Origin of the sequence: Mycobacterium sp. ITM-2016-00316 (assembly GCF_002968335.2) — a bacterium.
Taxonomy (GTDB): domain Bacteria; phylum Actinomycetota; class Actinomycetes; order Mycobacteriales; family Mycobacteriaceae; genus Mycobacterium.
On the sequence record NZ_CP134398.1, the window covers coordinates 3,916,515 to 3,929,984 of the forward strand.

Sequence of the window (13,470 nt, forward strand, 5' to 3'; positions counted from 1 at the left end):
GAGCCCTTCCTGTGGACACCAGTGGTTGACGAGGTTGACCTTCAGGAAACCAAAGCTGCGTTTCGGTGATGTGACCTCACTGTCTCGTCTGGTTGACGTGGCGCCCGATATGGTCGGCGACATGGCCGAGCGCATCATGATCGTCGGCGCCGGTATCGCCGGACTGGCCACCGCGGTGGCCCTGCGCCGGGTGGGTCATGACGTGACCGTGATCGAACAGCGCACCGATACCGCCATCGGTGCCGGTATCAGCATCTGGCCCAATGCACTGGCCGCACTCGACGTGCTGGGCCTCGGCGAGCAGGTGCGCGCCGCCGGCGGCAGGGTCAGCGCCGGTGCGCTGCGCTGGCGCGATGGCCGGTGGCTGCGCAGACCGGCCGCCGACCGGATCGTGCGGGCGTTGGGCGAACCACTGGTCATCATCCACCGCGGCACGCTCACCGAGATCCTGGCCGGGGCCCTGCCCGGAGACACGGTGACGCGTGGTGTCGCCGCCACCGCGCTCGAGGTGTCGGGCACCGGAGCCCGGATCACGTTGTCAGACGGGTCCGTTGCCACCGTCGACGCCGTGGTGGGTGCCGACGGCGTGGACTCACTGGTGGCACGGCATCTCAACGGCGAGCTCTCCCGGCAGTACGCGGGTTACACCGCCTGGCGCGGGATCGCCTCGTACGCACTGGATCCCGACCTTGCCGGGGAGACGATGGGACCCGGACTCGAGGTGGGCCATGTGCCGATGGGCCCGGCGCACACCTATTGGTTCGCCACTCAGCGGGTACCGCAGGGGCAGACGGCAGCGGGCGGGGAGCACGCACACCTGCAGCGCGTATTCGGCGACTGGCCGGAACCGATTCCCGCCCTGTTGGCGGCCACCGACCCGGCGGCGGTGCTCCGCAATGATCTCTACGACCGCGCTCCCGCCGCCACGTGGGCCCGCGGCCGGGCGGTGCTCGTCGGTGACGCCGCGCATCCGATGCGCCCCCACCTCGGTCAGGGCGGCTGCCAGGGCGTGGAGGATGCGGCGATTCTCGCGGCGCTGACCGTCGGCGGGGAGACCGATCTGTCGGGCGCATTCGAGCGCTTCGCGCAGTTCCGGAGGCGTCGGGTGCGCGCACTGGTGCTGGAATCCCGGACCGTCGGGCGCGTCATCAACATGCGACCCGCTGCACTCGGTGGGCTGGCCGCCAGGGCCACGGCGCTGATCCCCGAGGCGGCGCTGGCCAGGCATCTGGCCGCGGTGGCCGGGCGGTCGGCCTTCGTGTTACCCCGCGACTGAGTACTACCCGGCGATGTCAGCGCGGCTGGAAGGCCGAAGCCGCGGTCTGCACCATCGTGCACATTTTGCGGAAGTCGAAGATCCCCAACACCGCGCCGCCGCGGATGGCCTGGCAGCCGACGGCCGCCGGAGCGGGAGTCTGGGTGCCGGGGGTGCTGAAGACCGCAGGAGTGGCGCCGCGGGGGCCGCACTTGGGCCAGGCGCCCAGGCCCTGGGTCCGTAGCACGTTCTCGGCGACGCGGATCTGCTCGGCCCGCGACGCGCCGGCCGGCGAACCCACCCCGCCGTTGGCGCTCCAGGTCGCCGGCTTGAACTGCAGGCCGCCATAGTGACCGTTGCCGGTGTTGATGCCCCAGTTGCCACCCGACTCGCACTGCGCGATGGCGTCCCAGTTGACACTGTCGGCGCTGGCGGTGGCCGACATGGCCATCGGAGCCACCGAGAGCGCGCCGGTCGCGGCGGCCACCCAAAGGCTCTTCGTCAGGATGTTCTTGATGGCGATTCGGATGTTCTTCATTTGCGGTCCTTCCCCGACCGGTGACACGAGGGCCGCGAACAAGGTGTGAAGCGTTCTTGCGACGCGGTTATCCGGTGTTTCGGGTGATCGGCGTCACCCGTTACGGAGGGGGCGGAAGTTTTAGCAGTTTCTTATGAGGCGGCTGGATATCAGCGTTGTTCATGAGAAAACAATGGCGCCGGGCGGAAAGCCCGGCGCCATTGTGATTCGTCTGATATCGGGTTATCCCCGGCCACCGCAGGAGGGCCAGGCACCGATGCCCTGGCTCTGCAGAACGTTCTCCGCGACGCGGATCTGCTCTTCGCGGCTGGCGGCGTGCGGCGCACCCGAACCACCGTTGGAGCGCCAGGTCCCCATGGTGAACTGCAGGCCACCGTAGTAGCCGTTGCCCGTGTTGATGGCCCAGTTGCCGCCCGACTCGCAGGCCGCGACGGCATCCCAGTTCACGGAGTCCGCATGTGCGGTACCTGTGGCCATAGCCAGCGGAGCAACAGCGATCGCCCCGGCAAAGGTGGCCATACCGAACGTTTTGCGGATGTTCTTCAACGTCAATCCTCTCGCCGAGCGCGCGCCAAAGAGCGCCCGCGCGAACGCGGACGGCATGCCTGAATACTCAGGCTCAGAATTTGGGGCGTGCCATCTCGGTCAGGCACGACAGTGGAGACACATGACGTCTCACCGGATGACACATCCGATTGCCCGACGGACATCTCGTCCCGTCGTCGGCCCACTCACACGCAGGTTCTTGATTATGTAGTTATTTGCTCCGGCTCTGGAGTTGACATGAACGTACAAAAAACGCGCAGCGAAGTCACTTCGATGTCGAACGTGTCGCTTTCAGATAACAGGATGATCACGGCGGGGAATCCGCTCGGACGGCGCAGGTCAGCACGGAATTCCGCGGCAAAGCCTGAATTGCAGGTCGAGGCCTTTTCGGTGAGGCAGATCACAGGGTTTTTGTGAGCTGCACCACCGATATCGCGCGGCGGCGGCCGAGATGGTGCAGGATTCCCCGAAATCGCCGCCCTCACACATCCGACAAGCGGTCCCCGGTCACGATCTGTTCGCTGACCGGCCGCCTTCCGCCGATATCCGTCGTGAACATCAATTCCATTGATATGAAGGCGTTTTCACAACCATGCAGCTATGTAGAGCAACTACATAGCGGCGCAGCTCTATTCGTAGTTCATCGTCTAAATAGCCTGCACTACAATGATTTTGGCACCTACAGAGACCGAAGTGCCATGCACCGGCGACACTCGCGTGCCGATACCCCGCGCGGGTGGTCGCCGACTGGGCGCACACACCTCGCATTTCGACCGTCGGCGGGCTCAACGCCCAATCAGACCAGCCGCACAGGACATTGACAGCGCGCGCCCAGTTGGCTCAAATCATCTCTGCCAGAGGGTGTCTGGGAGCACTGCGACATACCGGCACCGGCACCACCCGGCCGCATGCGTACGCAATACAACAATTGCATACACGTTATTCGAACATGATCGGAGCGCATAAACTCGGTTGCACGCAAATGGAGCGGGATTTGCGTATCAATTGCAAATTTGCTGGATGTTCGGCCGCGGATTGGCGAGCGGTCAGTCCAGATCCTGCGGCGTATTGACGTTGGTCAGCTCGCGCCGTTGCTCCATGACGATGCGCTGGGTGTCCGCGGCATCCACCAGCGCACGCATGCTGCGCTCGCCGGCCGCCACCAACTCATCGGCTCTGGCCGCCAGTGCAGTGCGGTAGAGGCCGGCGAGATAATGGTCGCGCCCGTCCCAGGGCAGGACCACATCGGCCACCGAGGATGCGGCGGCCTCGGACAGTTCATCGATGACGCCGGCGCCCAGGTGCGGCATGTCGACCGCGCAGACGAAGGCCCATGTCCGACCCGCATCCGCGGCAGCCCGCAGTCCCCGTGCCGTCGCCAGCAGCGGACCGACGCCGCGGACCTCGTCGCGCAGGACCTGCGCAGTCAGGTCGGGAAGCGCCTGGCCGGGAGCTGCGATGACAAAAACCGGTGCACAGCGGGTGCCGACGGTGCTCACCACTCGCTCGACGAGTGTCTGGCCACGAACCACCAGGGTGGCCTTGTCGCGCCCCATCCGGCGCGAAGCGCCGCCGGCCAGCACGATCCCAGCCAGGCCCGTGTCAGCTGAGAGCCCCTGGGATGCGGTCACCGCGCTGACGTTAGTCGACCGACCAGGTGTCCTTGCCGCGAAGCAGCGATTGCAGTGCGGCCGTGTCGTGCGCCTTGGCCTCGCGGGCTGCGCTGATCTGCTGGCGCGCGGCGTCGTCGTAGGTCGGCTTGCTCACCTGCCGGAAGATGCCCATCACCATGTGATCGAGGTTCTGCTCGGACAGCCGCGACAGCGCGAAGGCGTACGCCGGGTCGTCGATCGTCGCGTCGTGGACGACGATCTGATCGGCGGGTACATCGGCGGTCTTGGCGACCTCCAGGCCGAACCCGGACTTGACCACGGCGTACTCACCGTCGGCGCCGAACGTGATCGGCTCCCCGTGGGTGACATTGATCAGTCGGTCTTCGGCGCCTTCCTTCCGCAGCGCGTCGAAGGAACCGTCGTTGAAGATCGGGCAGTCCTGCATGATCTCCACGAGGGCGGCACCGCGATGAGCCGCGGCACCGCGCAGCACCTCGGTCAGACCCTTGCGGTCGGAGTCGAGCGCCCGCCCGACGAAGGTGGCCTCGGCACCCAGCGCCAGCGACACCGGGTTGAACGGGTAGTCCACCGAGCCCATCGGCGTGGACTTGGTGACCTTGCCGACCTCGGAGGTCGGCGAGTACTGGCCCTTGGTCAGACCGTAGATCCGGTTGTTGAACAGCAGGATGGTGATGTTGATATTGCGGCGCAGCGCATGGATGAGGTGATTGCCGCCGATGGACAGCGAGTCACCGTCACCGGTGACCACCCACACCGACAGGTCCTCACGAGCCAGTGCCAGACCGGTGGCGATGGTCGGCGCGCGGCCGTGGATCGAGTGGAAACCGTAGGTCTCCAGGTAGTACGGGAACCGGCTGGAGCAGCCGATACCGCTGACGAACGCGATGTTCTCGCGGCGCAGACCCAGTTCCGGCAGGAAGTTGCGGATCGTATTCAGGATGACGTAGTCACCGCAACCCGGGCACCAGCGGACCTCCTGGTCACTGGTGAAGTCCTTGCCCTTCTGCGGCTGGTCCGTCGTCGGGACCAGCGCAGTCTTGCTCAGGGATTCGGTCAGGCCCAGATCAGAGCCGATCAGGTCGGTCATGCGCTCGCTCCCACAGATTCCACGGTGGCCGCGGCCAACCGGGCGAACTTGGCTTTGTCGGTTTCCTTTTCGCGCAGCGTTCCATCTAGCGCCGCGTCGATGATGCCCTCGACCTCGTCGGCCAGGAACGCCATGCCCTCGACCTTGGTGACCGACTGCACGTCGACCAGGAACTTGCCGCGCAGCAGCAGCGCCAGCTGGCCGAGGTTCATCTCCGGCACGACCACCTTCGGGTAGCGGCGCAGCACCTCTTCGAGGTTGGCCGGGAACGGGTTGAGATAGCGCAATTGTGCGTGCGCGACCTTGATGCCGTTGCGGCGGGCGCGACGGCACGCCTCCCCGATCGGCCCATACGAGCTGCCCCAGCCGAGCAGCAGCAGTTCGGCGTCACCGTCCGGGTCGTCGACCTCGATATCCGGCACCGTGATGCCGTCGATCTTGAGCTGGCGCAGCCGGACCATCAGATCGTGGTTCTTGGGCTCATAGGAGATGTTGCCCGAGCCGTTGGCCGATTCCAGACCACCGATGCGGTGTTCCAGGCCCGGCGTGCCCGGCACGGCGAACTGACGCGCCAGGGTCTCCGGATCGCGGGCGTAGGGCTCGAACGGCTCGCCGGACTTGGCAAACGTGTGATCGATGGCCGGGTAGGTGCTGATGTCCGGGATGCGCCACGGCTCCGAACCGTTGGCGATCGCGCCGTCGGACAGGATGATCACCGGCGTGTGATAGCCGATGGCGATCCGCACCGCTTCGATGGCGATGTCGAAGCAATCCGACGGAGAGCACGGCGCGAGCACCGCGACCGGCGACTCACCGTTGCGCCCGTACAGGGCCTGCAGCAGATCGGCCTGCTCGGTCTTGGTCGGCAGCCCGGTGGACGGGCCGCCGCGCTGCACATCGATGACCAGCAGGGGCAGTTCGGTCATCACTGCCAGGCCGATGGCCTCGGACTTCAGCGAGACACCGGGACCTGAGGTGCTGGTGACGCCGAGCGCGCCGCCGTAGGAGGCGCCGATGGCGGCCCCGATGCCGGCGATCTCGTCCTCGGCCTGGAAGGTCATCACGTTGAAGTGCTTGTACTTGGACAGTTCGTGCAGGATGTCGGAGGCCGGGGTGATGGGGTAGGTACCCAGCACGACCTGGATATCGGAGAGTTGCCCGGCGGCCACGACGCCGTAGGCCAGCGCGGTGTTACCGGAGATCTGCCGGTAGTCGCCGCTCTTGAGCTTGGCCGGGGCGACCTCGTAGGTGGTGGCGAAGGCCTCGGTGGTCTCGCCGTAGTTCCAGCCCGCCTTGAGCGCCAGCACATTGGCCTCGGCGATTTCGGGCTTGCGGGCGAACTTGTCCCGGATGAAGCTCTCGCTGGCCTCGAGTTCGCGGCCGTACATCCACGACAGCAGACCGAGGGCGAACATGTTCTTGGCGCGTTGACCGTCCTTCTTGGACGCACCGATCGCTTCGACCGCACCCAGCGTCAGGGTCGTCATCGCCACCGGCTGCACGACGTAGTCGGACAGTTCGTCGTTGTCCAGGGGGCTGGCGTCGTAGCCGACCTTGGCCAGGTTGCGCTTGGTGAACTCGTCGGAGTTGGCAATGATCAGGCCGCCGCGAGGGAGGTCCCCCACGTTGGCCTTCAATGCGGCAGGATTCATCGCGACGAGAACATCGGGACGATCGCCGGCGGTCAGGATGTCGTAGTCCGCGATCTGGATCTGGAAGGACGACACACCGGGCAGGGTGCCCTGTGGTGCGCGGATCTCGGCGGGGTAATTGGGCTGTGTCGCAAGGTCGTTGCCGAAGAGGGCAGCCTCGGTCGTGAACCGGTCCCCGGTGAGCTGCATGCCGTCTCCGGAGTCACCGGCGAAGCGGATGACCACCTTCTCCAGCTTCTGCCGGGGTGTCCCCGAGTTGCCGTTCTGGCCCACGACTTCCTGCCTTTCACACCCGCGCGAGTCGCGCATCGGTCGCGGGGGCGTTTGCGTCAAAAACTTTTGGTGTCACTGCCGGTAACCAGTATGGCACTTCTCTTAGGGTGACCAATCACCGGCGAGCCGGCGACACGCGGGTTTCGTCGAGAAAAACTGCCTGTTCAGGGCAGTGAAGCAGGACGAGTTCCCGTCACGATGTGGTCTTCATCACTTTTGGAGAACGTCATTCTCTAAGGATCTGGTTACCGTGCAGTAGAACTCTGCCGGTCAAACTTGACGGGTGTCAAGTGGATCGTTTCAACCAGCGGTTACGCCTGAGCCGAACGCACCCCGACGCGCTTCTGCAATTCGCGGGCCACCAGCTCGCTGGCGACCTCCACGGCGCGCCGCGGGTCGGCCCCGGCTGCCCGGTGCGCGACGTAGCAGGCGGTGAACATGTCGCCGGCGCCGGTCGTCTGCACATCCATCACGCGCCAGGCGGCGGGCACCCGCACCACGCGGCCGTCCTTATAGATGTCGCAGCCCTCTGAGCCGTAGGTCACCAGGATCTCGGGCACCCCGAGCGCCTCGGCCGTCGCGAGGTCGAAGGCGCCATCGGCGACGATGACGGCCTCGTCCTCGGCGAGCTTCAGCACGTCGAGGTGGCGCAGCAACTCCGGGGAGAAATGCCGGTCCAGTTTCAGCGGGCCGACGTGGTCCGCGCGCACCAGACCCTGGCCGTCGTAGGCGATGCGGTGACCGCGGGCCGCCAGGTGAGCGAGGGTCTCGGCGGGAAAATCGGTGCGCAACAGCGGGGCCAGGTGGATCCAGGTGGTGCGGGGGTCGTCAGTGTCGACATCGCGCGGTGTCCATACCGGGCCGATCGCCTGGACCCCCATGTGCCGGTGGTCGGTGTCGTCGTAGTCCAGGCTGAATCCGCTGGTGCGATCCGATGGCAGCAGGCGCACCAGGGAGCCGAACCGCTCGAGCACCGGGTCGAAGAGCTCGTGATGCTTCTCCTCGCCCATCGCCACGATGTGGGCGGTGCCCGGCGCGGATTCCAGTGCCACGCCGGCGAACGAAGCGCATCCACCCGGGCTCGGCGGAGCCCCGTTGATGACGTCGATGGCCAGGTTTCCCAGCACAGTCACGCCCGGGACGAGCTCTGGCGCCATCAATCGATTCCCCTGCTTGCGGTTTGTCCTGTCGTCGGCACATGGTGACGTGGCCGTGCGCGGAAATGGTAGTCCGCATCGCGCGCTTTCAGCGATTCCGCAGTTTCGGAGCTCGCGTTCGAAGACGCGTGCGCACTAGGGCGCGGGCAGGTTGTAAGGGGTGATGACCTGGATCGGAGCGGGCCGGACCGGCTCCTCGGGAAGGGCCCGGTGTTGGGCGAAGATGACCCGGATGGCCAGCCGGGCGTCGGCCCGCAGATCGTTGTGCAGCACTACCGAGAGCTTGCCCTCGCGGAGCAGCCTGCGGTTGTCGACATCGAGGTCGTGGGCGACGAACACCCGGCACACCCGCCCCAAACGCTCGAATGCCCGCACGGTCGCGTCGTTGCCGCCGCCCGGCGAGTAGACGGCCTCGATCCCCGGATGGCGTTTCAGTGCATCGAGCACCAGCCGCTCGTTGGTGGCATCGATACCGTCGCTGTCGCTCACCTCGACGATGTCACGTCCGGTGCCGCGCAGCCCGGACCGGAATCCGACCTCACGTTCACCTTCCCCGCGAAACACCGTGCGGCTGACCGTGATCAGCACGCCCGACGGCGCCTCTCCGAGCCACTGGTCCACCAGGAACGCCGCTGTCAGGCCGGCACCGTGGTTATCGATGCCCACGTAGGCGCAGCGGTCGCTGTTGGCCACGTCGGTGCTGTAGGTGACCACCGGCACGCCCGCGGCGACGAGCCTGTCCACGGCCTCGGCGACCTCGGGCTCGTCCTGTGCCTTGAGGATGACACCGTGACTGCCCTTGATACGGGCCAGCACCTCGGCGGTCTGCGCGGCCGAGCCCGACTCCCACAGATGGAACCGGGCCCGGGGTACGGCCGGGGCGAAGGCGGGCAGCTCGGCCTCGATCGCCGACCGGAACGCGTCGGAGAACCGCTGCGGGGTTTGCATCACCACGTCAATCAGGTAGCGGCGACCGTTGAGCCGCAGCTGGGCTCGTTGCTTGTCCAGGTCGGCGATGGCCTGCATGACCTCAGCGCGGGTGTTCTCCCGGACGCCGGGCCGGTCGTTGAGGACCCGGTCGACGGTCGCCTCGCTCAGCCCGGATTGTTGAGCGATCTCGCGAACCTTGTAGCGGTGCATCGTGCGGCCCCTCTTCTCCCGCGACTTCTCTCGCGAGTGGACGGTGATGCCTCGTGATGGTTTTTTGATGGCTTTTTGCTGTTGATTGCGGTGGGTATCACAGCAAGACTAACCGCCATGCCCGCTTCGCTCACCGCCTCCGAGTGGATCACCGAGTCCGCCTGCGACCTCGATGAGTTCCGTCGCCAGGTGCTGCGCGACACCGATCTGGCCGCTTACCCGCACGCCGTCGACATCCGGCGCAACGTCCTGGTGTACTCGGCCGCCGGCATCGCCGCGGCCGATCGCCGGGCGCTGCAGTCCGAGGTGATCCGTGCGCTCAGCGAGGGGCCCGGCGTGGTGGTCTTCGAGAACGCTTTCGATGGTGCGGTCACCGACCGTGTCTCCGCGGCGTTCAACGACATCATCGACGCCCAGCGTGCGCGGGGTGGCGCGGCCGGAGACCACTTCGGTGCGGCCGGGGCCAACGACCGGGTCTGGAACGCCGCGCAGAAACTCGCCCTGCACGCTCCCGAGGCGTACGCCGAGTACTACGCCGCCGACACCCTGGCGCTGGTCTCGCAGGCCTGGCTCGGACCGCGCTATCAGGTGACCTCGCAGGTGAACGTCGTCAATCCCGGAGGCGCCGCGCAGGTTCCGCACCGGGACTACCATCTCGGATTCGTTTATGCCGACCAGCTGGCGCACTATCCGGCGCACCTGCACCGGATGTCCGCGGCACTGACGCTGCAGGGCGCGGTCGCGCATTGCGATATGCCGCTGGCGAGCGGGCCGACCATGCTGCTGCCGTACTCGCAGCGGTTCGAGGCCGGCTATATCGCCTTCTACCGGCCCGAGTTCATCGAGTTCTTCGCCGAGCATCACGTCCAGGTGCCGCTGCGCAAGGGTGACGCGGTGTTCTTCAATCCGGCGCTGTATCACGGTGCAGGAGAAAACACGTCGGCCGATATCAGCCGGATGGCCAACCTGCTGCAGATCTCCTCGCCCTTCGGTCGCGCGATGGAGTCACTGGATCGCACCGCGATGGTCAAGGCGGTGTACCCGGCGCTGCTGCGGATGCAGCGGGCCGGCCGGCCGCTCGCTGACCTGGTCAACATCGTCAATGCCACCGCCGAGGGCTACGCGTTTCCGACCAACCTGGACAACGATCAACCGATCGGCAGCCTCGCCCCACCCAGCCAGGTCGACACCGTGCTGGCCGCCCTGGCCGACGGACTCGAACTCGACGGACTCATTGCAGTACTGGACGCACAAGACGAACGGAGAACCCCATGACCACCATCGGAGTGATCGGACTGGGCCGCATCGGCGCATTCCACACCGAAACCCTTTCCGGGCTGCCCGGAATCGACGGGTTGGTGATCACCGATGAACGCGCGGACGTGACTGCGTCGGTGGCCGCCAAGCACGGCGCCAGGGCCGTCGGCTCCGTCGAGGAGCTGCTGGCCTCGGGCGTCGACGGCGTGGTGGTGGCCGCGGCCACCCCGGCGCACGCGGAACTCACCCTGGCCTCCGTGGAGCGCGGTATCCCGACGTTCTGCGAGAAGCCGATCGCCTCCACGGCCGCCGAGAGTGCCCGGGTCGCCGAGATCATCAGCCGCTCAGGCGTGCCGGTGCAGGTCGGCTACCAACGCCGCTTCGACGCCGCCTTCGCTGCGGCCAAGAATGCCGTCGACGCAGGCACATTGGGCATCCTGCACACCGTGCGGAGCACCACGATGGACCCCGCTCCCCCGCCGATGGACTACATCAAGGGCTCCGGCGGCATCTTCCGGGATTGCGCCGTACACGATTTCGACATCATCCGCTGGATCACCGGCCAGAACGCCGTCGAGGTGTATGCCACCGGAACGGTGCAGGGCGACCCGTTGTTCGCCGAGTACGGCGATGTCGATTCGGCTGCCGTGGTGGTGCGTTTCGACGGTGGCGCACTCGGTGTGGTCTCCAACGCCCGCTACAACGCCCGCGGGTACGACTGCCGCCTCGAGGTACACGGCTTCCAGGACAGCGTCGCCGCCGGCTGGGATCAGGGTGTGCCGCTGCTGAACACGGACCCGCGCAACGATTTCCCGTCGGGTCCGGCACACAACTTCTTCATGGACCGCTTCACCGAGGCGTTCCGCACCGAGCTTGCCGGCTTCGTCGAGGTCGCCGAGGGCGGACCGGTCCGCGGCGCGACCGTGGCCGACGCCGTCGAGGTGGCCTGGCTTGCCGAAGCCGCCACCGAATCCCTGCGCCGGGGCGCCCCGGTGACCATCGCGGAGGTACGCAACGCATGAGCATGAGCACGAGCATCAAGACCGGCGGGCAGGAGCGCAGCGACCGGGGAATCAAGATCGCCGGTGCACCCATATCCTGGGGCGTGTGCGAGGTCCCCGGCTGGGGTTTCCAGCTCGAACCCGATCGTGTGCTCACCGAGATGCGCGGTGTCGGTTTGACCGCCACCGAGCTCGGTCCGGAGGGGTTCCTGCCCACCGACACCGACGAGCTGAAATCCGTTCTGGCGCAGCATCAACTGGCCTGCGTGGGCGGTTTCGTCCCGGTGGTGCTCCACAAGGCCGACCACGATCCGGCCGATGACCTTGCCGGACCACTCGATTCATTGGTGGCCGCGGGTGCCGGCGTGGTGGTGCTGGCCGCCGCCACCGGTGCCGACGGCTACGATTCGCGTCCGGTGCTCGACGAACCGCAATGGGCCACCCTGCTCACCAATGTGGACAGGCTGGCCGGGATCGTCGCCGACCGGGGTCTGCTCGCGGTCCTGCACCCGCATGTGGGCACCATGGTCGAAACCCGCGCCGAGGTGGACCGGGTGCTGGCCGGATCGTCGATTCCGCTGTGCCTGGACACCGGGCACCTGCTCATCGGTGGCACCGATCCGTTGGAGCTGGCCAAGGCGGTACCGCAGCGCATCGCCCACACCCACCTCAAAGATGTGGACGCCGCGCTGGCCGCCAAGGTGCAGTCCGGGGAGCTGAGCTACACCGACGCCGTGAAGGCCGGGATGTACACGCCGCTGGGAACCGGCGACATTGATATAGCAGCTATCGTCCGCATCTTGCGCGACAACGGCTTCGACGGCTGGTTCGTGATGGAACAGGACACCATCCTCGAGGGCGCACCCGACGGTGACGGACCGCTGGCCGATGTGCGTGCCAGTGTCGCGTACCTGAACAGCGTGACTGGATGAGCCCACTCCGGATCGGGGTGCTCGGCGCTTCCCGGATCGCGGAGGTGGCGATCGTCGGTCCCGCGGCCGAACTCGGTCACCGCCTGGTGGCCGTGGCGGCCCGGGACCGCGGTCGCGCCGAGACCTTCGCCGACAAGTACGGCGTCGAGCGCGTGCTGGATTCCTACCAGGACGTGATCGACGACCCGCAGGTCGACGTGATCTACAACCCGCTGGCCAACGCATTGCACGCGCCGTGGAATCTTGCCGCCATCGCGGCGGGCAAACCGGTGCTGAGCGAAAAGCCGTTTGCCCGCGACCATTCCGAGGCGGTTCGGGTGGCCCGTGCCGCCGAGGCGGCCGGTGTGCCGGTGCTGGAGGGATTCCATTACTTTTTCCACCCGGTGACCCGCCGGGCGTTCCGGCTGTCGGGTGACGGTGAGCTGGGTGAGATCCGCCGGGTCGAGGTCCGGATGGCGATGCCCGCACCCGGCGACGACGATCCGCGCTGGTCTCTGGATCTGGCCGGCGGTGCGCTGATGGACCTCGGCTGTTACGGCCTGCACATCATGCGGAGCCTGGGCAGGCTCGGGCTGGGCGATCCGGCCGTCACCCGGGCGCGCGCCGAACTGCGCTCCCCCGGTGTCGACGCACGCTGCGATGTCGAGCTCGAGTTCCCCAACGGAGCAACCGGACGGTCCACCAATTCGATGGTGGCGCCCGGCTATTCGTTCACGTTGAAGATCATCGGCAGCGCCGGTGAGGCCTTCGTGCACGATTTCATCCACCCCGCCGCCGACGACCGGCTGACCCTGACCACCGCCGGCGGCACCACCGTCGAGCGGCACGGCACCCGGCCGTCCTACAGCCATCAGCTGGAAGCCTTCGCCGCGCACGTGCAGAGCGGTGCGCCGCTGCCGTTCGGGGTCGATGACGCGGTGGCCAATATGGCATTGGTGGACGCGGCCTACCGGGCGGCCGGCCTCGAGCCGAGGTAGCTGCGACGAACGCAGGCCCCC

10 protein-coding genes and 2 pseudogenes are annotated in these 13,470 nt (G+C 66.9%); 5 read left to right on the forward strand and 7 right to left on the reverse strand.

Annotation, left to right across the window (positions count from 1 at the left end; genetic code table 11):
* Positions 1 to 121: 121 nt before the first annotated feature.
* Positions 122 to 1,276: an FAD-dependent oxidoreductase gene (locus tag C6A86_RS18815; RefSeq protein ID WP_105363975.1), complete on the forward strand. Its 1,155-nt coding sequence runs from the start codon at positions 122 to 124 to the stop codon at positions 1,274 to 1,276.
* A 175-nt stretch (positions 1,277 to 1,451) separates the two neighbouring features.
* Here C6A86_RS18815 and C6A86_RS18820 read toward each other — a convergent pair.
* From C6A86_RS18820 to C6A86_RS18850, 7 genes and pseudogenes are all read right to left on the reverse strand, one after another.
* Positions 1,452 to 1,682: pseudogene (locus C6A86_RS18820) on the reverse strand (transglycosylase family protein); the annotation flags it as partial.
* 333 nt (positions 1,683 to 2,015) lie between these two features.
* A pseudogene (locus C6A86_RS18825) lies at positions 2,016 to 2,249 on the reverse strand (transglycosylase family protein); the annotation flags it as partial.
* 1,136 nt (positions 2,250 to 3,385) lie between these two features.
* Positions 3,386 to 3,895, reverse strand: a complete 510-nt coding sequence (mobA, locus tag C6A86_RS18830) for a molybdenum cofactor guanylyltransferase (protein ID WP_105363977.1) — start codon at positions 3,893 to 3,895, stop codon at positions 3,386 to 3,388.
* A gap of 85 nt (positions 3,896 to 3,980) precedes the next feature.
* Positions 3,981 to 5,060, reverse strand: coding sequence for a 2-oxoacid:ferredoxin oxidoreductase subunit beta (locus C6A86_RS18835; protein ID WP_105363961.1), 1,080 nt, complete (start codon positions 5,058 to 5,060; stop codon positions 3,981 to 3,983).
* Complete coding sequence (locus tag C6A86_RS18840) at positions 5,057 to 6,985, reverse strand: 2-oxoacid:acceptor oxidoreductase subunit alpha (RefSeq protein WP_105363962.1); 1,929 nt, start codon at positions 6,983 to 6,985, stop codon at positions 5,057 to 5,059. The genes C6A86_RS18835 and C6A86_RS18840 overlap by 4 nt, the downstream gene beginning before the upstream one ends.
* A gap of 311 nt (positions 6,986 to 7,296) precedes the next feature.
* Positions 7,297 to 8,142 carry a PfkB family carbohydrate kinase gene (locus C6A86_RS18845; RefSeq protein WP_199196245.1) on the reverse strand — a complete coding sequence of 282 codons (846 nt, stop codon included), beginning with the start codon at positions 8,140 to 8,142 and terminating at the stop codon, positions 7,297 to 7,299.
* Between the two features lie 135 nt (positions 8,143 to 8,277).
* Positions 8,278 to 9,282 (reverse strand): LacI family DNA-binding transcriptional regulator, encoded by a 1,005-nt coding sequence (locus C6A86_RS18850; protein ID WP_105363964.1) that lies wholly within the window; start codon positions 9,280 to 9,282, stop codon positions 8,278 to 8,280.
* Positions 9,283 to 9,399: 117 nt separating this feature from the next.
* On the opposite strand from C6A86_RS18850, the gene C6A86_RS18855 reads away from it, so the two are divergent.
* The 4 genes from C6A86_RS18855 to C6A86_RS18870 are packed head-to-tail and all read left to right on the forward strand — an operon-like array spanning position 9,400 to position 13,449.
* Entirely contained in the window at positions 9,400 to 10,557 is a 1,158-nt protein-coding gene (locus tag C6A86_RS18855; protein ID WP_105363965.1) for a phytanoyl-CoA dioxygenase family protein, read from the forward strand.
* Positions 10,554 to 11,561 carry a Gfo/Idh/MocA family oxidoreductase gene (locus C6A86_RS18860; protein WP_105363966.1) on the forward strand — a complete coding sequence of 336 codons (1,008 nt, stop codon included), beginning with the start codon at positions 10,554 to 10,556 and terminating at the stop codon, positions 11,559 to 11,561. Before C6A86_RS18855 ends, C6A86_RS18860 begins: the two co-directional genes overlap by 4 nt.
* The gene (locus C6A86_RS18865; RefSeq protein ID WP_233213053.1) at positions 11,558 to 12,472 is read left to right on the forward strand and encodes a sugar phosphate isomerase/epimerase; all 915 of its coding nucleotides are present in this window, start codon (positions 11,558 to 11,560) and stop codon (positions 12,470 to 12,472) included. Before C6A86_RS18860 ends, C6A86_RS18865 begins: the two co-directional genes overlap by 4 nt.
* The gene (locus tag C6A86_RS18870; RefSeq protein ID WP_105363968.1) at positions 12,469 to 13,449 is read left to right on the forward strand and encodes a Gfo/Idh/MocA family protein; all 981 of its coding nucleotides are present in this window, start codon (positions 12,469 to 12,471) and stop codon (positions 13,447 to 13,449) included. Before C6A86_RS18865 ends, C6A86_RS18870 begins: the two co-directional genes overlap by 4 nt.
* The last annotated feature ends 21 nt before the right edge of the window (positions 13,450 to 13,470 follow it).

Coding starts and splice junctions, on each gene's coding strand:
- C6A86_RS18815 (WP_105363975.1), top strand. CDS start 122: ATGGCCGAGCGCATCATGATCGTCGGCGCCGGTATCGCCGGACTGGCC.
- mobA (WP_105363977.1), bottom strand. CDS start 3,895: ATGGGGCGCGACAAGGCCACCCTGGTGGTTCGTGGCCAGACACTCGTC.
- C6A86_RS18835 (WP_105363961.1), bottom strand. CDS start 5,060: ATGACCGACCTGATCGGCTCTGATCTGGGCCTGACCGAATCCCTGAGC.
- C6A86_RS18845 (WP_199196245.1), bottom strand. CDS start 8,142: ATGGCGCCAGAGCTCGTCCCGGGCGTGACTGTGCTGGGAAACCTGGCC.
- C6A86_RS18850 (WP_105363964.1), bottom strand. CDS start 9,282: ATGCACCGCTACAAGGTTCGCGAGATCGCTCAACAATCCGGGCTGAGC.
- C6A86_RS18855 (WP_105363965.1), top strand. CDS start 9,400: ATGCCCGCTTCGCTCACCGCCTCCGAGTGGATCACCGAGTCCGCCTGC.
- C6A86_RS18860 (WP_105363966.1), top strand. CDS start 10,554: ATGACCACCATCGGAGTGATCGGACTGGGCCGCATCGGCGCATTCCAC.
- C6A86_RS18865 (WP_233213053.1), top strand. CDS start 11,558: ATGAGCATGAGCACGAGCATCAAGACCGGCGGGCAGGAGCGCAGCGAC.
- C6A86_RS18870 (WP_105363968.1), top strand. CDS start 12,469: ATGAGCCCACTCCGGATCGGGGTGCTCGGCGCTTCCCGGATCGCGGAG.